This is a genomic window from Nonomuraea sp. C10 (assembly GCF_008017515.1).
GTDB classification, from domain to species: Bacteria; Actinomycetota; Actinomycetes; order Streptosporangiales; family Streptosporangiaceae; genus Nonomuraea; species Nonomuraea ferruginea.
Map to the genome: position 1 here is coordinate 3,972,156 of NZ_VPFF01000001.1, position 20,654 is coordinate 3,992,809.

At 72.2% G+C, this 20,654-nt stretch carries 23 protein-coding genes; 16 read left to right on the forward strand and 7 right to left on the reverse strand.

The annotated features are described in order from the left end of the window. Positions 1–11: 11 nt before the first annotated feature. Complete coding sequence (locus tag FR742_RS18240) at positions 12–1,259, reverse strand: FAD-dependent oxidoreductase (protein ID WP_148032054.1); 1,248 nt, start codon at positions 1,257–1,259, stop codon at positions 12–14. Positions 1,260–1,351: 92 nt separating this feature from the next. On the opposite strand from FR742_RS18240, the gene FR742_RS18245 reads away from it, so the two are divergent. After that, positions 1,352–1,909 carry a DUF305 domain-containing protein gene (locus tag FR742_RS18245; RefSeq protein ID WP_148032055.1) on the forward strand — a complete coding sequence of 186 codons (558 nt, stop codon included), beginning with the start codon at positions 1,352–1,354 and terminating at the stop codon, positions 1,907–1,909. 9 nt (positions 1,910–1,918) lie between these two features. Here the strand turns inward: FR742_RS18245 and FR742_RS45865 are convergent, their stop codons facing one another. Beyond that, positions 1,919–2,347, reverse strand: coding sequence for an SMP-30/gluconolactonase/LRE family protein (locus FR742_RS45865; protein WP_261808602.1), 429 nt, complete (start codon positions 2,345–2,347; stop codon positions 1,919–1,921). Next, positions 2,247–2,660, reverse strand: coding sequence for an SMP-30/gluconolactonase/LRE family protein (locus FR742_RS46575; protein ID WP_396989320.1), 414 nt, complete (start codon positions 2,658–2,660; stop codon positions 2,247–2,249). The genes FR742_RS45865 and FR742_RS46575 overlap by 101 nt, the downstream gene beginning before the upstream one ends. A gap of 59 nt (positions 2,661–2,719) precedes the next feature. Between FR742_RS46575 and FR742_RS18255 the strand changes: the two genes are divergently transcribed. The 4 genes from FR742_RS18255 to FR742_RS18270 all read left to right on the forward strand — a co-directional run bounded on the left by FR742_RS18255 (position 2,720) and on the right by FR742_RS18270 (position 6,020). After that, positions 2,720–3,538 (forward strand): class I SAM-dependent methyltransferase, encoded by an 819-nt coding sequence (locus tag FR742_RS18255; protein ID WP_148032056.1) that lies wholly within the window; start codon positions 2,720–2,722, stop codon positions 3,536–3,538. Further along, on the forward strand, positions 3,535–4,185 hold the full coding sequence (locus tag FR742_RS18260) for a TetR/AcrR family transcriptional regulator (RefSeq protein WP_148032057.1): 651 nt from the start codon (positions 3,535–3,537) through the stop codon (positions 4,183–4,185). Before FR742_RS18255 ends, FR742_RS18260 begins: the two co-directional genes overlap by 4 nt. Before the next feature lie 109 nt (positions 4,186–4,294). Further along, on the forward strand, positions 4,295–5,116 hold the full coding sequence (locus tag FR742_RS18265; protein ID WP_148032058.1) for an MBL fold metallo-hydrolase: 822 nt from the start codon (positions 4,295–4,297) through the stop codon (positions 5,114–5,116). A gap of 76 nt (positions 5,117–5,192) precedes the next feature. After that, positions 5,193–6,020 carry an alpha/beta fold hydrolase gene (locus tag FR742_RS18270; RefSeq protein ID WP_222708967.1) on the forward strand — a complete coding sequence of 276 codons (828 nt, stop codon included), beginning with the start codon at positions 5,193–5,195 and terminating at the stop codon, positions 6,018–6,020. Between the two features lie 262 nt (positions 6,021–6,282). Here the strand turns inward: FR742_RS18270 and FR742_RS18275 are convergent, their stop codons facing one another. Together FR742_RS18275 and FR742_RS18280 are read right to left on the reverse strand one after the other, a co-directional pair. Then, positions 6,283–7,032, reverse strand: coding sequence for a hypothetical protein (locus tag FR742_RS18275; protein WP_148032059.1), 750 nt, complete (start codon positions 7,030–7,032; stop codon positions 6,283–6,285). Position 7,033: 1 nt separating this feature from the next. Further along, positions 7,034–7,801, reverse strand: a complete 768-nt coding sequence (locus tag FR742_RS18280) for a DUF4239 domain-containing protein (protein ID WP_148032060.1) — start codon at positions 7,799–7,801, stop codon at positions 7,034–7,036. Positions 7,802–7,972: 171 nt separating this feature from the next. Between FR742_RS18280 and FR742_RS18285 the strand changes: the two genes are divergently transcribed. Further along, complete coding sequence (locus tag FR742_RS18285) at positions 7,973–8,314, forward strand: hypothetical protein (protein ID WP_261808604.1); 342 nt, start codon at positions 7,973–7,975, stop codon at positions 8,312–8,314. A gap of 3 nt (positions 8,315–8,317) precedes the next feature. Here FR742_RS18285 and FR742_RS18290 read toward each other — a convergent pair whose 3' ends face one another. Then, the gene (locus tag FR742_RS18290; RefSeq protein WP_148032061.1) at positions 8,318–8,953 is read right to left on the reverse strand and encodes an Lrp/AsnC family transcriptional regulator; all 636 of its coding nucleotides are present in this window, start codon (positions 8,951–8,953) and stop codon (positions 8,318–8,320) included. A gap of 108 nt (positions 8,954–9,061) precedes the next feature. Between FR742_RS18290 and FR742_RS18295 the strand changes: the two genes are divergently transcribed. From FR742_RS18295 to FR742_RS18335, 9 genes are all read left to right on the forward strand, one after another. Continuing rightward, the gene (locus tag FR742_RS18295) at positions 9,062–10,636 is read left to right on the forward strand and encodes an ABC transporter substrate-binding protein (protein ID WP_148032062.1); all 1,575 of its coding nucleotides are present in this window, start codon (positions 9,062–9,064) and stop codon (positions 10,634–10,636) included. A gap of 2 nt (positions 10,637–10,638) precedes the next feature. Further along, a complete protein-coding gene (locus tag FR742_RS18300; RefSeq protein ID WP_261808605.1) occupies positions 10,639–11,721 on the forward strand; it encodes an ABC transporter permease in 1,083 nt (360 codons plus the stop codon). Continuing rightward, positions 11,718–12,593 (forward strand): ABC transporter permease, encoded by an 876-nt coding sequence (locus tag FR742_RS18305; RefSeq protein ID WP_148032063.1) that lies wholly within the window; start codon positions 11,718–11,720, stop codon positions 12,591–12,593. The genes FR742_RS18300 and FR742_RS18305 overlap by 4 nt, the downstream gene beginning before the upstream one ends. Further along, positions 12,590–13,363, forward strand: coding sequence for an ABC transporter ATP-binding protein (locus FR742_RS18310; RefSeq protein WP_148032064.1), 774 nt, complete (start codon positions 12,590–12,592; stop codon positions 13,361–13,363). Before FR742_RS18305 ends, FR742_RS18310 begins: the two co-directional genes overlap by 4 nt. Beyond that, entirely contained in the window at positions 13,360–14,271 is a 912-nt protein-coding gene (locus FR742_RS18315) for an ABC transporter ATP-binding protein (RefSeq protein WP_148032065.1), read from the forward strand. Before FR742_RS18310 ends, FR742_RS18315 begins: the two co-directional genes overlap by 4 nt. Next, positions 14,268–15,338 (forward strand): Xaa-Pro peptidase family protein, encoded by a 1,071-nt coding sequence (locus tag FR742_RS18320; protein WP_261808606.1) that lies wholly within the window; start codon positions 14,268–14,270, stop codon positions 15,336–15,338. The genes FR742_RS18315 and FR742_RS18320 overlap by 4 nt, the downstream gene beginning before the upstream one ends. A gap of 133 nt (positions 15,339–15,471) precedes the next feature. Next, positions 15,472–16,236, forward strand: coding sequence for a GNAT family N-acetyltransferase (locus FR742_RS18325; RefSeq protein WP_148032066.1), 765 nt, complete (start codon positions 15,472–15,474; stop codon positions 16,234–16,236). Next, positions 16,233–17,333, forward strand: a complete 1,101-nt coding sequence (gene menC, locus FR742_RS18330; protein WP_148032067.1) for an o-succinylbenzoate synthase — start codon at positions 16,233–16,235, stop codon at positions 17,331–17,333. The genes FR742_RS18325 and menC overlap by 4 nt, the downstream gene beginning before the upstream one ends. A 235-nt stretch (positions 17,334–17,568) precedes the next feature. After that, positions 17,569–18,222, forward strand: coding sequence for a hypothetical protein (locus FR742_RS18335; RefSeq protein ID WP_148032068.1), 654 nt, complete (start codon positions 17,569–17,571; stop codon positions 18,220–18,222). 87 nt (positions 18,223–18,309) lie between these two features. Here the strand turns inward: FR742_RS18335 and FR742_RS18340 are convergent, their stop codons facing one another. Beyond that, positions 18,310–19,944 carry a helix-turn-helix domain-containing protein gene (locus FR742_RS18340; RefSeq protein ID WP_222708968.1) on the reverse strand — a complete coding sequence of 545 codons (1,635 nt, stop codon included), beginning with the start codon at positions 19,942–19,944 and terminating at the stop codon, positions 18,310–18,312. A 225-nt stretch (positions 19,945–20,169) separates the two neighbouring features. Here FR742_RS18340 and FR742_RS18345 point away from each other — a divergent pair, with 225 nt between their 5' ends. Continuing rightward, the gene (locus FR742_RS18345) at positions 20,170–20,601 is read left to right on the forward strand and encodes a hypothetical protein (protein ID WP_148032070.1); all 432 of its coding nucleotides are present in this window, start codon (positions 20,170–20,172) and stop codon (positions 20,599–20,601) included. The last annotated feature ends 53 nt before the right edge of the window (positions 20,602–20,654 follow it).

Consider the following 20,654-nt stretch of genomic DNA (forward strand, 5'->3'; position numbering starts at 1 on the left):
GGATGTGGTGCTCAGGCGGCGGCTCTGGTGAGGAGCCGGTCGACGGCGCGGGCCACCTCCCGGCCGGCCCGGTTGGCGCCGATCGTGCTCGCGGAGGGCCCGTATCCGACCAGGTGCAGGCGAGGCTCCCGGACCGCGCGGGTACCGTCGACCTTGATGCCGCCGCCGGGCTCCCTCAGCCGGAGCGGCGCCAGGTGGTCCAGCGCCGACCGGAAGCCGGTGGCCCAGACGATCACGTCGGCTTCCTCGTACCGTCCGCCGGGCCAGACCACGCCGCCGGGGGTGATCCGCTCGAACATCGGCCACCGGCGCAGCGCGCCCGCCTCCAGCGCCTGCCGGACGACGGGGGTGGCGCCGAGGCCGGTCACGCTGACCACGCTCCGCGGCGGCAGGCCGGCGCGGACCCGGGCCTCGACCTGGGCCACCGCCTCGCGCCTGGCCTGCTCGCCGAAGTCGTCGCCCCGCAGGTCGGGCGGCCGGCGCGTCACCCAGAACGTCTCCCGTGCGACCCCCGCCAGCTCCGCCAGCACGTGCGCGGCCGAGTGGCCGCCGCCCACCACGACCACCCGCAGCCCGGCGAACTCGGCGGGCCCGCGATAGGAGACGTAGTGCAGCTGCCGGCCGCGGAAATCCGCCGCGCCCGGATAGTAGGGCCAGTACGGGCGCGTCCACGTGCCGGTGGCGTTGACCACAGCCCGCGCGGCCCACCCTGCGACGACCTCCCCCGTACGAGAGGACCCGGACGACGTCGACCCAGCGCGGGAGGACGAGCCCGCGTCGGCATCGACCGACGTGCTAGAGGATGGGCCCGCGTCGCCGTCGGCGGACGCCGCACCAGTGCGGGAGGACGGGCTCGCCTCGGCAGCGGACGACGCCGCATCGGTGGCGGCGGTCACGGCGGCGCCGAGGCGGGCGGTGATCAGGAGGCGGTCGGCGGGGCCCGGCTCGACGGCGGTGACCTTGGCGGGGCGGCGCACGTCCAGGCCGAGCTCCCGCTCGTAGGCGGCGTAGTAGGCGGGCACGACGGATGCGGCGGGCCGGTCGTCGCCGTCGCGGGCCGGGTCGCGCCGGACACCGGGCAGGTCGAAGACGCCGTGGACCTTGTCCATGGTGAGCGTGGGCGAGCGGTGCCGCCACGCGCCGCCGGGCCCGTCGTCCGCGTCCAGGACCAGCGGGTCGTGGCCGAACCGGCGCAGGAAGTAGGCGCTGGACAGCCCCGCCTGCCCGGCGCCGATCACCACCACGTCTACCTCGTCCATGTCCATGCCAACCATCCGCGCGAGCCGGCTCTTCCCCGCTGGTCGTCTACGCTGAGAGAGCGCTCTCACGCCCGTCGTCGTCAGGAGAGTCCATGCGGTGTCCCCCGGCGTGCGCGGCCCTGCTCGCCGCCTTCCTGATCACCTCGTGCGGCACGGGCGAGCGCGCGGGACACCCTCCCCCGCCCACCCCCGTGGCGTCGGCGAGCGGGTTCAACGGCACCGACGCCGCGTGGCTGCAGCTCATGATCCCGATGGCCGGGCGCGCGCTCCCGATGCTGGACCTGGGCGCCCGGCGCGGTTCCACGCCGGAGGTGCGGGAACTGGCGGCGTCGCTGGCCGGGGCGCACCGCGACGAGCTGGACCGGCTGCGCGAGCTGCGCGCCGCGGCGGGCCTGCCGGACGTGAACGCGCACGAGGGGCACGACATGCCCGGCATGGTGACGGCGGCCCGGCTCGACGCCCTGCGCGGGGCCCGGGGCAAGGCGTTCGACCGGCTGTTCCTGGAGAGCGTGCGCGCGCACCTGGACCAGTCGGTCAAGGTGACCCGCGGCGAGCGGGACTCGGGCGCGGACCCGCGAGCCCTGGCCATGGCCGCCGATCTCGAACGGACGCGCACCGAGCAGTTGGAGGCGCTGTCCGCCGTGGAGTGACGGAGGAGGTCAGAGGGCCGTCTCCAGGACGGGACGGCCCCGTACTCCCGGATCGGCCGTGAACAGGGCGCCCGCGAGGGGCTGCTCCGCGCGGTCGACGCCGACCGCGGAGGTGGTGATGAACAGGCGGTCCAGGCCGTCGCCGCCGAACGTCACCGCGGTGACCTTCCGCACCGGCAGCTCGACCACCGCGTCGAGGGTGCCGTCGGGGGCGTAGCGGTGCACGGCGCCGCCGTCGAAGAGCGCCACCCACACGCCGCCCTCGGCGTCGACGGTCAGCCCGTCGGGTTTGCCCCGGTCCACGGTGACGAACGGGCGGCGCGCGGTGAGCCCGTGCTCACGGCCGTAGTCGAGGACGTCCACCCGGCCGGTCAGGGTGTCGGCGTAGTACGCGCGGTCTCCGGAAGGGCTGAAGTCGAGGCCGTTGGAGATGCCCACCCCGGACAGCACCACGGTCAGCGACCCGTTGCCACGCCTCGCCCAGCGAGCGGAGCGGCGCGTGGAGGTCGTCGGCGTCGGCGAGCAGCAGCTCGCGTTCGGCGGCGACGAGGAACCCGCCGCCCGCGCGCGGCCTGATGACGGCGGCCAGCGATCCGGCGTGCCTGCGCCGCACGCGCCCCTGCGCGTCGAGCGCGAGCAGGTCGCCGGCCAGCATGTCCACCCAGCGCAGGCCGCCCCAGCGCGGGTGCCACGCGGGGCCCTCGCCGTGGTGGGCGACGGGTTCTGTCACGGGATGTGCGGAGATCGCCATGCGGGCATGCTAACATCATGAATACACGTTCATGAACGCATGTTCATCCAGGAGTTGGTATGACGATCGTCAACACTCACCAGGCCGAGGCGTGGAACGGCTACGAGGGCGCCCACTGGGCCGGCCACCACGACCGCTACGACGCCATGAACGGCGTCTACAACGAGCACCTCCTGCGCTTCGTGCGCGACGGCGACCGGGTGCTCGACGTCGGGTGCGGCGCCGGCCAGCTCACCAGGCTGGCGGCGCGGCGGGGCCGGGAGGCGACCGGGCTCGACCTGTCGGCGCCCATGCTCGCCAAGGCCCGTGAGCTGGCCGCCGCCGAGGGGGTCGGCAACGTGACCTTCACCCAGGGCGACGCCCAGGTGCACGACTTCGGCGAAGGCGCTTACGACCTGGCGGTCAGCCGGTTCGGCATCATGTTCTTCGCCGATCCGGTGGCCGCCTTCCGCAACATCGGGAGCGCACTGGTGCCCGGCGGGCGGGTGGCGTTCCTCAGCCTGCGCGACATACCGGAGCTGGTCACGGTGCTCGGCGCCATGGCGGCCCACCTGCCGCCGCCGCCCGAGTCGCCCGACGGCACCTCCCCCGCCTCGCTCGCCGACCCCGCCCGCGTCCAGGAGGTGTTCACCGCCGCGGGCTTCACCGATGTGGAGGTGACCCCGGTGGAGGCCGACCAGGTGTGGGGGCGCGACACGGAGGACGCGGCCGCGTTCCTCGCCGGGTGGGGGCCGATCCGCTACCGGCTCTCCCTCGCCGATCCCGCCTCCGCCGAGCGCGCCACGGCCGCCCTCGCGCCGGCCCTGCGCCCGTACGAGCGGGCGGGCGCGGTACGGCTGCGCGGCTACGCCAACCTGATATCGGGCGTACGGGCATGAGCCCTCGTAAAGCGGCAGCCGTCCCCGGCAGTGAGTCGTTGCCCGCGCACCTCATCGCGACGGCCGAGCGGCTGATCGCCCGGCACGGCGCGGCGGGGCTGACCGTGCGGGCCATCGCCAAGGAGGCGGGGGTCGCCGACGGGGTGCTGTACAACCACTTCGCCGACAAGGAGGAGCTGATCGCGCGGGCGCTGCTGGCGCACGTCCGGACGGTGGAGCGCGGCCTCCCCGCCCTGCCGGACGGCTCCGGCGAGGGTGACCTGGAGACCGGTCTGCGGGCGTACGTCGACTACGGGGTAGCGCTGCACCTGGCGATCCTGCCCGCCTTCGCCGGCCTCCTGGCCCAGCCGGGCGTCCTGGCCCGCTTCGCCGAACTCGGCGGCGGTCCCGGCCTCCTCCAGACGCACGCCGAGGGGCCGGACGGTTTGCGGGGGGCGCTGACGCGTTATCTGCGGGCGGGGCAGGCGGCGGGCAAGGTCGCCGCGCGGGCCGACGCCGAGGCCGCGGCGACCATGGTGGTCGGGGCCTGCCACGAGCTCATCCTGCCGCACCTGTTCACCGGCACCCCGGCCGGCGAGATCCGGGTCCCGCCCGGCTTCACCGACCGCCTGGTGGCGACGTGCCTCAGCGGCATCGCCCCTGGCTGAACCGTACGGGCGGGTTTGGCGTCAGCAATCGGTGGCATGGGGTCATTTACTGGACGAAAAGGGACAAAAGTCCTGCCCGACCGTTCCACCCGCAGGAGATGAGGACGCCATGCCCGCCACCGGCCGGGGGAGCCTGCTGTTCATCGGGAACGCCACCACGCTCATCCGCTACAACGGTTTCAACCTGCTCACCGACCCGAACTTCCTGCACCGCGGCCAGCGCGCCTACCTCGGCTACGGGCTGACGACCAAGCGCCTGACCGAGCCCGCGCTGCGGATCGACGAGCTGCCGCCGCTGGACGCGGTGGTGCTGTCGCACATGCACGGCGACCACTGGGACCGGGTGACCCGCAAGGGCCTGGACCGGGACACGGAGATCGTGACGACCCGGCACGCGGCGCGGCGGCTGGGCCGCCAGGGGTTCAAGCGGACGACGGGCCTGTCCATCTGGCAGCAGCACGAGCTGCGCGGCCCCGGCGGGTCGGTGACGATCACCGCGCTGCCGGCCCGCCACGCGCCCGGCTCCGCCGAGACGCTGCTGCCTCCCGTCATGGGGAGCATGCTGGAGTTCTGCGACTCGGAAGGGCTGCCCGACCTGCGGCTGCTCATCAGCGGCGACACGCTGATGGACCGGCGGCTGGAGTCGATCCCGATCCGCTTCCCCGACGTCGACGTGGCGGTCGTGCACCTGGGCGGCACGAAGCTGCTCGGCCTGATGACGGTCACGATGGACGGCGAGCAGGGCTCCCGCTACGTCGACCTCGTCGATCCCACCACCGTGGTGCCGGTCCACTTCGACGACTACGCGGCGTTCGCCTCGCCATTGAGCGACTTCAAGCAGCACATGCTGAGCTGCGGCCTGGACGATCGCGTGGTCTACCTGGAACGGGGCCAGAGCCTCCAGCTGACCGGGCGCCGTTCCAGCGTCTGAGCCCTTGCCTTCACGCCAGGCGCGTGGTTCACTGCACTCAATGGAGATCGGTGCTCTCTGATTGGAGCGGTGAACTATGGAATCGCTGGACGTTCCCGGCGGCCGGATCGCATACCGGGTCAGCGGCGAGGGCCCGCTGGTGGTGCTGGTCCACGGCATGGGCGACACCCACCGCACCTTCCGCCACCTGATCCCCCGGCTGGCCGGCCATCGGGTCGCGGCCATGGACGTGCGCGGCTACGGCGCCTCCGGCACCGGCTGGCCCGGGTACGGGGTGGACGCGATCGGCTCCGACGTGCTCGCCCTCATCCGCCGGTTGGGCGGCCCGGCGACGGTCATCGGCCACTCGATCGGCTGCTCGTCCGCGGTCTGGGCGGCGGCCGAGTCGCCGGAGTCCGTCTCCGGCCTCGGGCTCATCGGCACGTTCTCCGGTGAGACGAAGGTCAAGGCGTGGATGCGGGCGGCGTCCTGGCTCGTCGGCAGGAACGCCGGGCTTTGGGGGATGTTCCTGCGTACGAGCTACCCCTCGGCCCGGCCGGACGACTTCGACGCGTACCTGTCGGAGCTGAAGGCGGCCCTGCGCGCGCCCGGCGGCATGGTCCCGCTGCGCGCGCAGATCGCGCTCTCCCTGGCCGGGGTGGCGAACCGGTACGCCGAGGTCACCCAGCCGTCCCTGCTGGTGATGGGTGGTAAGGACGCCGACTTCCCCGACCCCGCCGGCGACGCCGCCCGCACCGCGGCCAAGCTCGGCGGACCGGCCACCGTACGCGTGATCGACGGCGCGGGCCACTACCCGCACGCCGAGATGCCCGACCAGACCGCCGAGGCCCTGCTGCCCTTCCTGGCAACGATCACGCCACCCCTTGCGACCCACCACCGAAACGACCACGCACCGACCAGCTGACCCGCAATCACCGAGCGGCACTCACCCGACCGGGGTGGTCGGGGTGAGTGACTGAGGGCGGGACAGCACCCACCCGACCGGGACACCCACCCGGCCTGGACCAGCGAGCGGCACTCACCTGATCGGGTAGTCGGGCGGAGCTTGCCCGGCTTGGATCAGCGCGGGGTTCACCCGGCCGGGCGGGCAGTGGACGTCTGATGCCGGCGGGCCGGCTCCTTTGCCTGTGTCGAGGGCGACCGGCGGTCAGGCCGGTTGTGGGTGGTTATTTGACGGCGCCGAAGGCGACGGCGGTGGCTGAGGCGATCACGGTGGTCAGCACCGCCATCAGCAGGACGGTGGCGAGGGGGTTGGGCCGTCCTGGTGGGTCGGGGCGGGCGGCCACGATCCTCAGGTTGGAGGTGGGGGTGGGCTCGGCCTTCGTGGGGGTCGGGGTGGGGGTCACGACGGGCGGCGACACCTGGGAGGCGCGCCAGGTGCTCTCCGGGGCGGGGGTGGCGCGGCATCTGCCGATGTGGACGTGGGAGCGCGGGGTCTCGACACACACCGCGTCTCCGTACACCCGCACGTCAGGCACCGACACCAGCGGCCCCGGCCGCCGCTTCCCCGGCACCCGGCCCTCCCCGACGGAGACCCCGGGCGGCTCGACCCGGGGTTTCGACACCCGGGGTTTCAATACCCGGGGCTCGGCCAGCCGGGGCTTCGACAACCGGGACTCCGGCGGCCGGGACCTCGGCCGGGACAGGTTCCTGGCCAGCCGTTCCGCGCGCTCCCCCAGCTCGGCGGGGTCCGGAGGGCCGTGATCGGCACGCACGCCCGTCACGGACCAACGCCCGGCGCGATACGACGCGCCCTCGACACGGCTGACACGCACGGGCTGGAGATCCGAGGGCGCGACGGGGCGAACGAGCGGTGGGGCGGGGCCGCTGCCGCGCGCCGCCGGTTCGGCGGGCAGGCAGGCGGACAAGGTCAGCAGGGTGATCGCCACCAGCAGGGGGGCCAGGGGACGTGGCATGTCAGACGCCTCCGGCGATGCGGGCGAACTCGTTCAGCGCCGCCGTGAAGGCCTCCGGGCCGACGGCCAGGGGGCCGTCGAAGGCGCGGGCGATGTCCCAGGTCAGATACGTGCCGAAGCCCAGGAGGGCGGCCATCGCCGCCAGCGGCAGCAACGTGATCCCGCGCGGCCGGGCCCCCGCGAGGAACGGGAAGAAGATCACCGCCAGCCCTGTCAGGACCGTGAGGGACAGGAGCCCCGCCGGCGGGGTGGCGGCGGCGTCCGCGGCACGCTGGGCGCGGGCCGCGCCGATGGCCGAGAGGTGGCCGAGCGTGGTGGTCCTGGCCTCCCGCTCGTCGTCGTCGTCCGAGGTCAGCTCGATGATCCGGGAACGCAGCTCGTCGAGCCTGACGCCGCCCATCGGGTCGAGCTCACCCCGGGCCATCCGCGGCCACTCGTCCTCCACGACGAAGGTCGCGTACTCCCGCAACCCGGTGCGGATCGGCTCCACCATGACGGACGGCAGCCCGGCGGCGGCCCAGTAGGCGTCGACCACGGCGCGGCTCTCGACCTGGGTGTTCTGTCTCGCCGAGTCGGCGGTGGTCCAGGGGACGATCACGGCGATCGCGAAGACCAGCAGGAACAGCGCCGACAGCATGGCCCCCGCGTGCCCGGCAGACGGCCCGTCGGCGCCGCGGTCGTCACTCCCCTTGCCCGCCAGCCGGAACGTGAAGGCGGCGGCCCCCACCAGGGCAACCGCCGCCATGACCGAGAACACGTACGCCACCATGACGATCTCCTCGTTACCGACGGTGATTTGACCAACACAGTAAGCGATGTGATCGGAATAGCCAAGGATTCGCCGGGCCCGGCTGGACGGATCGCCGCCCAGCCGGTCACCGCCGCGCCATCCGTCCAGCCGGTTCCCGGCCGCGGGCGCACAGCCTCCACGATGGAGCGCGTGAACCTACTCAACGGCCGCAAATTCGTGATGGTGAGCTCGACCGCGAGCAAGGTGGACCCCGACAGCCCCACCGAGTTCGAGTACTGGGAGGAGGACGGCCTGGTGTGGGGCAGCTACACCGGCGACACGGTGACCCTCGGCCGCTTCGTCGGCACCCGGGAGGGCGAGCGGGTCTCGATCTCGTACGTGCACGCGCTGGTGGCGGGCGGCACCGCGGCGGGACGCAGCGACAGCCGGGTGGAGAACGAGTCGGACGGCAGGCTGCGCCTGGTGGAGGAGTTCATGTTCGCCGGTGACGACACGCCGCACGTGAGCGTGTGCACCGAGGTCGTCGCCTGACCGTCAGGTGTCCTTGCGCAGCGCCGCCCTGCCCTCGGCGGCCTGCACGAAGCGCATCTTGCCCAGCGGCACGTCCCCCGGCGTCTCGGGGGCGGGCCGCCGGGAGGGGCGGGCCCGCTCGCGGTCGCTCGGCAGCACGTAGGGCCGCTTGAGCACCTCGTCCAGGATGAACACGGTCTCGGTGGCCTTGACCGCGGGGATGTTGGCCAGCCGGTCGGTCACCATGGCGTGCACCTCGGCCACGTCCGCCACCCTGACCAGGATCATCGCGTCGTGCTGCCCGGTGGTGATCGCGCAGTACTCGACCTCCGGCATGCGCGCCAGCTCGGCCCTGAACTGCTTCCACATCTGCTGCCGGACGGTCACGAAGATGAGCGCGGTGATGCCCAGTCCGGCCTTGACCGGGTCCACCTCGGCGGTGAAGCCCTTGATGGCGCCCTCCGCGCGCAGCGCCTCGAAGCGGGTGTAGGCGTTCGCCCGGGAGATGCCGACCCGCTCCGCCAGGGACGCGACCGAGATCCTGCCGTTCTCGCGGAGGACCTCAAGGATCTTCATATGGGTGGAGTCCAGGTCCAGACCGATGCCGATCCGTCCAGGGTGCGTGCCCCCGGTACCACCATTTCTGGAAATTTCAGTCATTGTTACCTCGCACTCATTTATATCCGTCTCAGTGACCGCACAGAACCTGGACAGATTGACGGACAATCCTGGGCGTTCCCGTTCGAACCGTCCACTTGGAGGACCTACATGGCGACCCGCTCGCAGACGGCGGCAGTGCTGCTCGCCGGTGCGCTCGCCCTCGCCGCCTGCGGAAGCGGCGGCGCACAGGCCCCCGCCGCGCAGAGCGGCGGCAAGACCCTCGTCATCGACACGTCCTTCGACCTGAAGACGGCCGACCCCGGACGCACGTACGAGCCGACCGGCCTCATCGTGGGCAAGGCCACGTACGAGACGTTGCTCACGTTCGACGGGTCGGACGTGACCAAGCCCGTCCCCGCCCTCGCCGAGTCCTACGAGCTGTCCGACGACGGCAAGGTGCTGACGCTCAAGCTCAAGCAGGGGGCCACGTTCGCCGACGGCTCCCCGATCACGGCCGACGACGTGGTCTTCTCGCTCACCCGGGTCCGTGACATGAAGGGTAGCCCGTCGTTCCTGCTCGACGGCGTGGAGGTCGAGAAGACCGACGACACGACGGTCACGATGACGTCGGAGAAGGCCAACGCCGCCCTGCCGTACATCCTGCCGAACCCCGCGCTCGGCATCCTCAACAGCGACGTGGTCAAGGAGAACGGCGGCACCGCCGACGCCCAGGACAAGGCCGAGCAGTACCTCAACGCCAACTCGGCGGGCTCCGGCCCGTACGAGATCGAGACGTTCAACGTCAGCAGCCAGGTCGTGCTGAAGGCGAACCCGCAGTACCACGGCGACAAGCCCGCGTACGAGAAGGTCGTCATCCGCAACGTCGAGTCGGCGACGCAGAAGCTCAACGTGCAGCGCGGCGACAGCCAGCTGGCGCTGAACCTGTCCGGCGACCAGGTGGCGAACATGCCGGACACGCTGCAGGTCAAGAAGACCGCCTCGGCGAACGTCTTCTTCCTGCTGGCCAACCAGGACTCCGAGATCAGTGACGTGACGACGAACGCCAAGTTCGTCGAGGCCGTCCGCAAGGGCGTCGACTACTCGGGCCTGCTGGAGCTGGCCGGCGAGGGCGCGGCCAGGGCGCCGGGCGTGATCCCGTCCCAGATCCTGGGCGCGCTGCCCGAGGGCGAGGCGGTCCAGCGCGACGTGGAGGGCGCCAAGGCGGCGCTGGCCGAGAGCGGGCTGTCCAACCCGACGGTCAAGCTGGAGTACCCGACCGAGCTGACCGTGAACGGCCTGTCCTTCCAGCCGCTGGCCGAGCGCGTGCAGGCCAACCTCAAGGAGGTCGGCATCACGGTGGACCTCCAGCCCGCCCCGGTGACGACGGCGCTGGACAACTACCGCAACGGCAAGGAGGAGATGGGCCTGTGGTACTGGGGCCCTGACTACCCCGACCCGAACGTCTACCTGGCGTTCCTGCCCGGCCAGCTCGTCGGCGAGCGCGCCGGGTGGAAGGCCGGCGCGAACAAGGAGCTGGAGGAGCTCGGCGAGAAGGCGGCGACCGCGATCGGCGACGACGCCCGCACGCAGGCCTACCAGGAGGTGCAGCGCAAGCTGAACGAGTCCGGGCCGTTCGTCCCGCTCATCCAGCCGAGCCAGAACATCGTCGCGGCCACCTCGGTCACCGGCATCGAGTACCACCCGGTGTGGCAGGTCGACGTCGCCGACCTGGGCGTGCAGTAGAAGTGCCCGCGAGCGTGGAGAAGGGCGCGGCGGTCACCCCGCCGCGCCCCCGGCGGCCGGCGCTGCCGCCGCTGGCCCGGTTCCTGATCCGCCGGGTGCTGATGGCCATCCTCCTCGCGTGGGGGGTCACCCTGGTGACGTTCGTGCTGACGAACCTCGTACCGGGCGACCCCGTGGCGGCGAACCTGGGCCAGCGGGCCATGAACGACCCGGAGATCGTCGCCCAGTGGCGGGCCGAGCACGGGCTGGACAAGCCGCCGTGGGAGCAGTACGGCCTGTACTTGCAGGGGCTGGTCCAGGGTGACCTGGGCGACAGCCAGCAGAGCCACCGGCCCGTCAGCCAGGACCTGGCGGAGGCGGTGCCGGCCACGCTGGAGCTGGCGGGCGCGGCCATCCTCATCTCGCTGGTGCTCGGCGTGGCCTTCGGCGTGATCGCCGCGCTGCGTCGCGACCGGCTCTCCGACCACCTGCTGCGGCTGCTGAGCCTGATCGGCATCTCGGTGCCGACGTTCTGGCTGGCGCTGGTGGCGTTCTACGTGTTCTTCTACCGGCTGCAGATCACCCCGGGCAGCGGCCGGGTGGATCCGGCGCTCGGCGCGCCGCCCCCGGTGACCGGGCTGCACACGGTGGACGCGCTGCTGGCCGGCCAGTGGGACGTGTTCGGCTCCGCCGTCGGCCACCTGATCACGCCGGCCCTGGTGCTGGCGCTCTACACGATCGGGCTGCTGACCCGGTTCACCCGCTCGGCGGTGCTGGAGGTGCTCGGCCAGGACTACGTGCGCGCCGCCCGCGCCAAGGGCCTGCCGGGACGGGTGATCCTGTTCCGGTACGTGCTGCGCTCGGCGCTGGTGCCGGTCATCACGGTGGCGGGCCTGGCGTTCGGCAGCCTGCTGTCCGGCACTGTCCTGGTGGAGGCGATCTTCGCCTGGCCGGGCATCGGCCAGTACGCCTACAAGAGCGCCACCACGCTCGACCTGCCCGCGGTGATGGGCGTCGGCCTGGTGGTGGGCGTGGTGTACCTGGTCATCAACCTGATCGTGGACGTCCTGTACGGCGTGATCGACCCCCGAGTGAGGTTGCGATGAGGCGGGATCCCCTGGCCCGCAAGGGGCTGCTGGGCCGGCTGCCGCAGGCCTGGCGGCAGCCGCTCGCCGTGTCCGGCGTGGTGATCGCGGTGGCCTGGCTGGTGATCGCGGTGGCGGCGCCCTGGCTGGCGCCGCACGACCCGCTCGCCCAGGAGCTGCCGCGGCTGGCGCCGCCGGGGCCCGATCACTGGTTCGGCACGGACCAGCTCGGGCGCGACATCCTGTCGCGGGTCATGCACGGGGCGCGGGTGTCGATCCCGCTGACCCTGGCGCTGGTGGCGCTGTCGTTGCTGATCGGCGGTCTCCTCGGCGCCTGCGCCGGATATTTCGGCCGATGGGTGGACGAGACGATCATGCGGCTGGCGGACCTGGTGTTCGCGTTCCCGACGGTGATCCTGGCCATGGTGGTGGCCGCGGCGCTCGGCGCCAGCCTCACCAACGCGGTGCTGGCCGTGCTGGTCGTGGCCTGGCCCGCGTACGCGCGCGTCACCCGCGGGCTGGTGCTGGGCGTGCGGGAGCGGGAGTTCGTGCTGAGCGGGCGGCTGCTCGGCTTCTCCGCGTGGCGCTCGCTCCGCGTGGACGTGCTGCCGAACGTGACCGGCCCCATCCTGGTGCTGGCCACGCTCGACATCGGCACCGCGCTGCTGCTGCTGTCCGGCCTGTCGTTCCTGGGGCTGGGCGCCAAGCCGCCGTCGCCCGAGTGGGGGGCGATGGTGTCGTCGGGCGTCGAGGTGTTCGACAGCTGGTGGGTCGCCACCTTCCCGGGCCTGGCGATCCTGACCGTGGTGCTCGCGTTCAACTTCCTCGGCGACACCCTCCGCGACGCCCTCGACCCCCGGACCGCTCGCGCGATCAAGGAGCGTGCGCTGTGACGCTGGCGATCACTGACCTGAAGGTGACGATCGGCGGGAAGGACATCCTGCGCGGCGTGGACCTGACGCTGGAGCCCGGCCGGGTGCACGGCCTGGCCGGCGAGAGCGGCTCGGGCAAGACCATGACCGGGCTGGCCGTGCTCGGCCTGCTGCCGCACGGCTCCCGCGTCACCGGCGGCATCGCGCTGGAGGGGCGCGAGCTGCTCACGCTGCCGCCCAAGGAGCTGAACAAGGTGCGCGGCGGCGAGGTCGCCATGGTCTTCCAGGACCCGGCCACCAGCCTGCACCCGATGCTGACCGTCGGCAGGCAGCTCACCGAGCACATGCGCCACCACCTCGGCCTCGGCAGGGCCGAGGCCCGGAACCGGGCCGTCGAGCTGCTGCGCAAGGTCCGCATCCCCGGCGCGGAGGAGGCGTACCGGCGCTATCCGCACCAGTTCTCCGGCGGCATGCGGCAGCGCATCGCGATCGCGGTGGCGCTGGCCTGCTCCCCCAAGGTGCTCATCGCCGACGAGCCGACGACCGCGCTGGACGTGACCGTGCAGGCGGGCGTGCTGCGGCTGCTGCGCGGGCTCTGCGACGAGCTGGGCCTGGCGGTGCTGCTGGTCACGCACGACCTCGGCGTCATGTCGGCGGTCGCGGACGAGGTGAGCGTGATGAAGGACGGCCTGGTCGTGGAGACCGGGCCGCGCTCCCGGGTGCTGCGCGAGCCGGATCACCCGTACACTCGCACGCTGCTGGCGTCGCTGCCCGACGCGGAGGTCTCATGAGTAGCCTGCTGAAGATCGACGACCTGGTCGTCGAGCACCGCACCCCCGGCCGGCCCGTGGTCAGGGCGGTCGCCGGGGCGAGCCTGGAGGTGCGCGCGGGCGAGGTGGTGGGCCTGGTCGGCGAGTCCGGCTGCGGCAAGTCCACGCTGGCCCGCGCCGTGGTCGGGCTGAACCGGGCCGCCTCGGGGTCGATCAGCTTCGAGGGGACGCCGGTGACGCCGCTCGGCCTGCGCCGCAGGACGATGACCGGGGTCCAGATGGTGTTCCAGGACCCGTACGCGTCGCTGAACCCGCGCCGCCGGGTCGGCGACCAGATCGCGGACGGGCTGCGGGTGGCGGGCGACGCCACGAGCAGTCCGGCCGACCTGCTGGAGCGGGTGGGGCTGCCGCGCGAGTTCGCCTCCCGGCACCCGCACGAGTTCTCCGGCGGGCAGCGGCAGCGGATCGCGATCGCGCGGGCGCTGGCCGCGCGGCCGCGGCTGCTCATCGGCGACGAGCCGATCTCGGCGCTGGACGCCTCCGCCCAGTCCCAGGTGGCCACCCTCATGCGGGACCTGGCCGTCTCCTCGGGGGCGGGGCTGCTGTTCATCAGCCACGACCTGTCGGTGGTGCGGCTGATCGCCGACCGGATCGCGGTCATGTACCTGGGGCGGATCGTCGAGGTGGGCGACACGGCCGAGGTGTGGGCCGAGCCTCGTCACCCGTACACGCAGGCCCTGCTGGGGGCGATCCCGAAGCCGGACGGGATGGGGGTGCTGCCGGCCGAGCTGCCGGGCGACGTCCCCGACCCGGCGGACCCGCCGCAGGGGTGCCGGTTCCATCCGCGGTGCCCGCTGGTGATGGACGTGTGCCGGGTCAAGGAGCCGGAGTTCGGGCCGGTCGCCTGCTGGCTGCACGAGCCGTCGTGACCCCGCCGGACCCCTCCCAGCCCCCGCCGGACCTCCGGCCGGTGGGCGGCGTGCGGGAGGAGCGGACGCGCCCCGCCGTGTCCGCTCCGGTCTCCGGAGGGGACCGGCTGAGTGCCGTGCGGGCGGGGATGGCGGCGGACGGGATCGACGCGCTGGTGCTGCGGCCCTCGCCGGACTTCCGGTTCCTCGGCGGGCGCGGTGACGGCTTCCTCGTGGTGACGATGGACGGGGCCGCCGAGACCGCGGACCCGCGCCCGTACCTGCCGCCGGGGGTGCGGCGGGTCGGGGTGGACCCCGAGATGCGGGTGCGGGAGCTGTTCGGGCTGGCCGTCGACGCGGAACTGGTCCCGGCCGCGCAGGTGCTCGCGCCCCTGCGGCTGCGGAAGGAGCCGTACGAGGTCGCGATGGTCGAGCGGGCTGCACTCGCCGCCGACTCCGTGCTGGCCTGCGCCCCTGAGCTGTCCTGGTTCGGCGCCACCGAGCGGGCCATGGCGACCCGGCTGCGCGTGCTGGCGCTGGAGGCGGGGTGCGAGGAGGTGCTGTCGGTGCGGGTCACGGCCGGTCCAGGCACCGCCGCGCCGGGGAGCGCCCCATCTGACCGGGTGATCAATCCGGGGGACGCGCTGCTGGTGTCGCTGAGCGCGCGCTGGGACGGTTACTGCGCCGAGGTGGCCCGGGTGTTCGCGGTCGCCGAGCCGCCGGAGGACTACGACGCCGTGTACTCGGTCGTGGTGGCGGCCCGCCACGCCGGGATGGCGGCGGCCCGGCCGGGCGTGCCGGCCGCGGCGGTGGCGGCTGCCGTGGCACAGGCCGTCGACGACAGCGGCTACGGCCGGTTCGCGGCGCCCGGGGCGGGCCGGGGCGTCGGGCTGGGCTCCGACGAGGGCCCCCGGCTGCGCGCGGACGACGACACGCCGCTGGAAGCGGGCATGGTGCTCTGCCTGGAACCGGCGATCTACGTACCGGACCTGTTCGGCGCCCGGGTGGCCGACATCGTGGCGTGCACGGAATCCGGCCCCCGCCCCCTGACCACGGCCCCCTCCTCCCTCCCCGTCCTCGAACGCTGACCCCGCCCAGCGCGGGCTCCTCGGGCGGGGCGACGAAGAAGCCCGCCGTCTTGGTATGCCCGGACGAATCCCGGCGGGGGTGCGGTGGCATAACGTCGCGGTGACATCCGACCCACGGAGAGGGCCGACAGCTTTGAACGCCATCAGAGAGCTCCACGGCATCGCGGAGTTCGAGCAGGTCATGGCGCTGTTCGAGGACATCTGGCACTTCGAGCCGGCCGGGCGGCCGATCACCGCCGAGCTGATGCTGGCCATGGCGCACGCGGGCAACTACGTGGCGGGCGCCTTCGACGGCGAGCGGCTGGTGGGCGCGTCCGTGGCGTTCTTCGGCGCGGACGCCACGCTGCACTCGCACATCACCGGCGTGCTGGGCTCCCCCGGCACCGGGTTCGCGCTGAAGCTGCACCAGCGGCAGTGGGCGCTGGAGCGCGGGGTGCGCCGGATCACCTGGACGTTCGACCCGCTGGTGCGCCGCAACGCCCACTTCAATCTGGCCAAGCTGGGCGCCCGGCCCGAGGAGTACCTGCCGGCCTTCTACGGCGTCATGGACGACGCGATCAACCAGGGCGACGAGGCCGACCGGGTGCTCGCGGTCTGGCCGATCACCGACCGGCGCGTCGAGGCCCTCGTCTCGGGGGCGCGCTCCCCCGTGCCGGTGCCGCCGGACGCGGTGGTGGCGCTCGCCGGCGACGGCGGGCGCCCGGTGCCCGGCCGCGCCGACGCCGCCACCGTCCTGGTCGCCGTGCCCGAGGACGTCGAGCGCCTGCGCCGCACCGACCCCGGCACGGCCAAGGCCTGGCGGCATGCCGTACGGGAGACGCTGGGTGACATGCTGGCTGAGGGACGCAGAGTAACCGGATTTCACGACAAGTCGTACTACGTAGTGGAGAGAGCGTGAAGATCACTGGAGTCGAGCTGCGCCGGGTCGCGATGCCGCTGGTGGCCCCGTTCCGCACCTCGTTCGGCACCGAGACGGCCCGCGACGTGCTGCTGGTGCGGGTGGTGACGCCCGACGCGGAGGGCTGGGGCGAGTGCGTGGCCATGTCGGAGCCGCTCTACTCCTCCGAGTACGTGGACGGCGCGGCCGAGGTGATCCGCCGCTTCCTCCTGCCGAGGCTGCCCGCGAGCGTGGAAGCGCAGTCCGCCGGCCGGGCCATGGAACCGGTCAAGGGACACCGGATGGCCAAGGCCGCGCTGGAGACGGCCGTGCTGGACGCGCAGCTGCGGGCGTCGGGCGAGTCGTTCGGCCGCTACCTCGGGGCGTCGCGCGACCGGGTGCCGTGCGGGGTCTCGGTGGGCATCATGGACTCGATCCCGCGGCTGCTCGACGCGGTGGAGGGCTACCTGTCCGAGGGGTACGTGCGGATCAAGCTGAAGATCGAGCCCGGCTGGGACATCGAGCCGGTCCGCGCCGTCCGCGAGCGCTTCGGCGACGACGTGCTGCTCCAGGTGGACGCCAACGCCGCCTACACCCTGGCCGACGCCCGCCACCTGGCCCGCCTGGACGCCTTCGACCTGCTGCTCATCGAGCAGCCGCTGGCCAACGACGACTTCGTCCAGCACGCCGCGCTCGCCCGCCGGTTGCGCACCCCCGTCTGCCTGGACGAGTCCATCGAGTCGGCCGAGCACGCGGCGGCGGCGATCGCCCTCGGCTCCTGCTCCATCATCAACATCAAGCCCGGCCGCCTGGGCGGCTACCTGGAGGCCCGCCGCGTCCACGACCTGTGCCGGGCCAACGGGATCGCGGTGTGGTGCGGCGGCATGCTGGAGACGGGCCTCGGCCGCGCGGCGAACGTGGCGCTGGCGGCCCTGCCCGGCTTCACCCTCCCGGGCGACACCTCCGCCTCCCGCCGCTACTTCGCCACCGACCTCACCGAGCCCTTCGAACTCTCGGACGGCCACCTGGCAGTGCCGACGAGGCCTGGCCTCGGCGTGGACCCGATCCCGTCCATCCTGGACGAGATCACCACGTCCAAGGAGTGGATCCCCCTCTGACGCACCTTAGGTAGAACGCGCGCGCACCTGGATGTCTAGCTAACTAGACGCCAATCTGTCTACTAAATTAGACGCCGCCACCCTGGTTCAGGGAATGAAGATTGCCGCCGAGGTGGACAGGTGCCTGCGATCCGTGGACGACGATCCCGCAACACCCTGGCGACCTCGCTCCTCGGGTGACGCGGGAGATCGAGGCGACCTTCGAGCCGTACCTGGGGAAGGGATGGATGGACAAATGAAGCCCGTCTACGAAGTGCAGGTCTGGCGGGAGGACGACTGGTGGCTGGCGCGGGTCACAGCTGCCGGCGACGGCGCCGATCCGGCTCCACTCAACGCACTAACCCAGGCACGGACCCTGACCAGGATCGAGTCGATGGCTCGCGACCTCATCGCGACGATTCTCGATGCGGAGCAGAGCACGTTCGACATCGAGACCACATATGCCCTGCCTGAAGACGTAGGCGAGTTGCTGTGCGAGGCCAAGGGCGCGCGTGCGTGGTTGGACGCCGCGCAGGATCTGTGGCAGGAGCGATCCACCATCGCCGCTCGTGCCTTGACCGAGAAGGGATACTCGCTCCGGGAGACGGCGACGCTGCTCGGTCTGTCACACCAGCGCGTGGACCAGCTTCTGCGCGGCAACGACGATCTCGGGCGAAGCAACGTGGTTGCCATAGAGGTGAGAGCTCGCGGGGAAACGGGTTCCTTTGCCAGCCGGACGCGACTCGAAGCCCCTCAGGATGTGGACGTGGTGCTGGTCTTCCGCGCCTCCCCGGCGATGGGGGGACCGGAAACCCTGGCCAAGGACGTGACGCGGACGAACATCCAGGAGCGGTTGCGAGCCGCCGTCAATGAGTGGTTCTCCCGCATGCACCAACCCGGACGACCGTAAGACCTTCCTCCTGGCAGTCGATCTCATCGAGAGATCGCCGATCTCGTCGCACACGTACCGGACCCAGCAGACCGATGGCCTGAGGTTCTAGCCTTCGACGAAGATCGGCTCCTGGCCGACGGTGATGGTGTCTCCTGGGCGCACCGCGTGGGAAGTGCCGTCGAGTCGGCGCAGCGTCGTCGTGTCCCGGCTTGCCGGGATCTCGGCGGTGCCCGCGACCGTCCACATGACCGCGGCCCCGTGCGTCCCGCCGTCGCCGGTGACCGTGACCTCGCACCGCCAGACATTCGCGGGGAGTCCGATGGCGTCCCCATGACCGCACGATCGGCTGGAGGCGTGAGCGAGCCAGCGTTGTAGCTGCTCGACGGCCAGGGCGGCCGAGGTCGGCACGCCGCCCTCGCCCTGCAGGACGATCGGGATCTTCGTGCCGCCCCAGTTGTAGAAGTACATGCGTTCGACGTTCAGGCCGCGCGCGTAGAGGCCGACGAGGAAGTAGCGAGCCGCGTAGGCCCTCGCGGTGAGGGCGTCCAGCGGGCGCTCCAAGGGGAGTGTGTAGGAGGTCCCGGTGCTCCAGAGCCGTGGGTGCACCCCCGCTTCATGCAGGGTCCGGTCCGCGAGATCTGCCAGCTCCAGCATGGTTTCGGGAGGATCGGACGCGATGCGCTGGTGCAGCTTCACGCTTGCCACATCACAGTGGCCGTAGCCGCCGAGCTGCGCGAACCTGCGCAGGGCGTCGCGGCCGTCGCGGCTCCACAGCCGCCCCATTCCGGGGCACACCAAGGTGGCCTCGGGATCGGCTCTCCTGATGATCCGTGCTGCGCGATGAGTCATCTCGATCAGCGTGCCGATGTCCCCGCTGTAGAAGCGGTGATCATTGCCGAGCACCCACAGCTCGTATGCCGCGATCCGGCCCCGATAACGGCCGGCCACGGCACGGACGAACGACTCCCAGTCGGCGAGGTCATCCGGGGGCGCGGCGCGGGAACCATCGGGGTAGGGGGCCGGCGGGCCCGTAGGACTGGCCCACCCAGGCGTGCCACCGAAGACGAACAGCACCGGCAGCCTCGACCGCTGCGCACCCTCGACATGGCGATCGAGCGTCGACCAGTCGAACTCACCACGCCTTGGCTGGATCTGCGACCAGCGGGTCGCGCTGTCCCACAGCCGCACGGCGCCGATCCGGAAGGACGGCATGGCCCCGGTGGCGCTGTTGACGGTGACGCCGAACAGCGTGGCCGGCACCGGGGCGGGCGGACGCACCCAGCTCGGACCTGTTATCCGCGGGACGCCGGCCGGCGACCCCGCCGGGTTCCCCGGCGCGCTGGCCGTCAGGATCAGGAGGCAGGCGATGACCAACCCCGCGCTCGTCCAGACCACGCCTCGCCCGTCGGCCGCCGCGCGCCGGACAGGCTCGCGCTCTCGTGGTGGCCGGAGCAGGACGGTGATGGATTCCTGCGATTCCGCGCTCTCCTCAGCGGGGGTGGTCGCTCGGATCCACAGGCGATGCAAGTGGGCCAGGTCGGTCTTGTCAGCCTGGCACGCCTTCGCGATCTGCTCGATCAGTCCGAAGGTCGGCGGCACGGATTCGCCGGAACAATATCGATGCACCGTTGATTTGCTCGCATTGACCCTCCGCCCGATCCACTCGTAACTGTGACCGCTCTGCTCCTTCAGTTGACGGAGAAAACGGCTCAATTCGTTTGCGCGCGGCGCGTCCGCCACAGCTGCCCCCAGCCGTCCCGTAGGTCGTGCCCGCATGCTACATCGGCCCGGTGAACGCGTCCCGGGACGAGGATGTTCTCGCAGATCACGAAGGCTTTCCCGTCCCGAACGTCCCATATGAGGGCGGAGGCGTTGCGGGTTTGCCGACGCGATTGTCAGGCTGTCGTCCACGATCCAGGCGAGATGCCGACAAAGGCATCCTGTATTCCGAACGGGGCTTGACACATGCATTCCACAACCGCGCGTCTGGCCGTCATTTCTTCGGCGGTGGCCGCCACGCTTCTCAGCGGCCTGATCACGACCAGCGGCGCGCACGCCGACGACACGGTCTGCGCCACCGTCGCCCAGTCGCTCGCCGGCTGCGGCGGCGTCACCAATCTCAGCGGCACGGCGGTCGTGGCGTACAAGAGCTGGTGCGACGGCAACAACGGGCCATGCGGCAACTCACACCAGCGCCGTCTCACCCGCGGGCAAGTCACCCCATGGTTCGAGGACTGGGACGCGGTCTGGGTCCCCTGTCGAGCCGTCGGCTACAAAACCGTAGGCGGGGGCGCCGTGCAGTACCCCTGGACGGGCGGTGCCGGGAGGCCCGGCGGCGTGGGCGCTCACAAGATCCGTGACCCCGAGCACCTGGTCATCACGGGCGTCTTCTGCTGAGCCGGCCCCGGCTCCCGGTCAAAGGTGACCGGCACGCCCTTGGCGAACCCCCG

Excerpts from the sequence above, each read along its gene's own strand:
- FR742_RS18305 (WP_148032063.1), top strand. The coding sequence starts at position 11,718 with ATGAGGCGGGATCCCCTGGCCCGCAAGGGGCTGCTGGGCCGGCTGCCG.
- FR742_RS18295 (WP_148032062.1), top strand. The coding sequence starts at position 9,062 with ATGGCGACCCGCTCGCAGACGGCGGCAGTGCTGCTCGCCGGTGCGCTC.
- FR742_RS18255 (WP_148032056.1), top strand. The coding sequence starts at position 2,720 with ATGACGATCGTCAACACTCACCAGGCCGAGGCGTGGAACGGCTACGAG.
- FR742_RS18265 (WP_148032058.1), top strand. The coding sequence starts at position 4,295 with ATGCCCGCCACCGGCCGGGGGAGCCTGCTGTTCATCGGGAACGCCACC.
- FR742_RS18275 (WP_148032059.1), bottom strand. The coding sequence starts at position 7,032 with ATGCCACGTCCCCTGGCCCCCCTGCTGGTGGCGATCACCCTGCTGACC.
- FR742_RS18345 (WP_148032070.1), top strand. The coding sequence starts at position 20,170 with ATGCATTCCACAACCGCGCGTCTGGCCGTCATTTCTTCGGCGGTGGCC.
- FR742_RS18245 (WP_148032055.1), top strand. The coding sequence starts at position 1,352 with ATGCGGTGTCCCCCGGCGTGCGCGGCCCTGCTCGCCGCCTTCCTGATC.
- FR742_RS18335 (WP_148032068.1), top strand. The coding sequence starts at position 17,569 with ATGAAGCCCGTCTACGAAGTGCAGGTCTGGCGGGAGGACGACTGGTGG.
- FR742_RS18240 (WP_148032054.1), bottom strand. The coding sequence starts at position 1,259 with ATGGACGAGGTAGACGTGGTGGTGATCGGCGCCGGGCAGGCGGGGCTG.
- FR742_RS46575 (WP_396989320.1), bottom strand. The coding sequence starts at position 2,660 with ATGGCGATCTCCGCACATCCCGTGACAGAACCCGTCGCCCACCACGGC.
- FR742_RS18270 (WP_222708967.1), top strand. The coding sequence starts at position 5,193 with ATGGAATCGCTGGACGTTCCCGGCGGCCGGATCGCATACCGGGTCAGC.
- FR742_RS18290 (WP_148032061.1), bottom strand. The coding sequence starts at position 8,953 with ATGACTGAAATTTCCAGAAATGGTGGTACCGGGGGCACGCACCCTGGA.
- FR742_RS18315 (WP_148032065.1), top strand. The coding sequence starts at position 13,360 with ATGAGTAGCCTGCTGAAGATCGACGACCTGGTCGTCGAGCACCGCACC.
- FR742_RS18280 (WP_148032060.1), bottom strand. The coding sequence starts at position 7,801 with ATGGTGGCGTACGTGTTCTCGGTCATGGCGGCGGTTGCCCTGGTGGGG.
- FR742_RS18260 (WP_148032057.1), top strand. The coding sequence starts at position 3,535 with ATGAGCCCTCGTAAAGCGGCAGCCGTCCCCGGCAGTGAGTCGTTGCCC.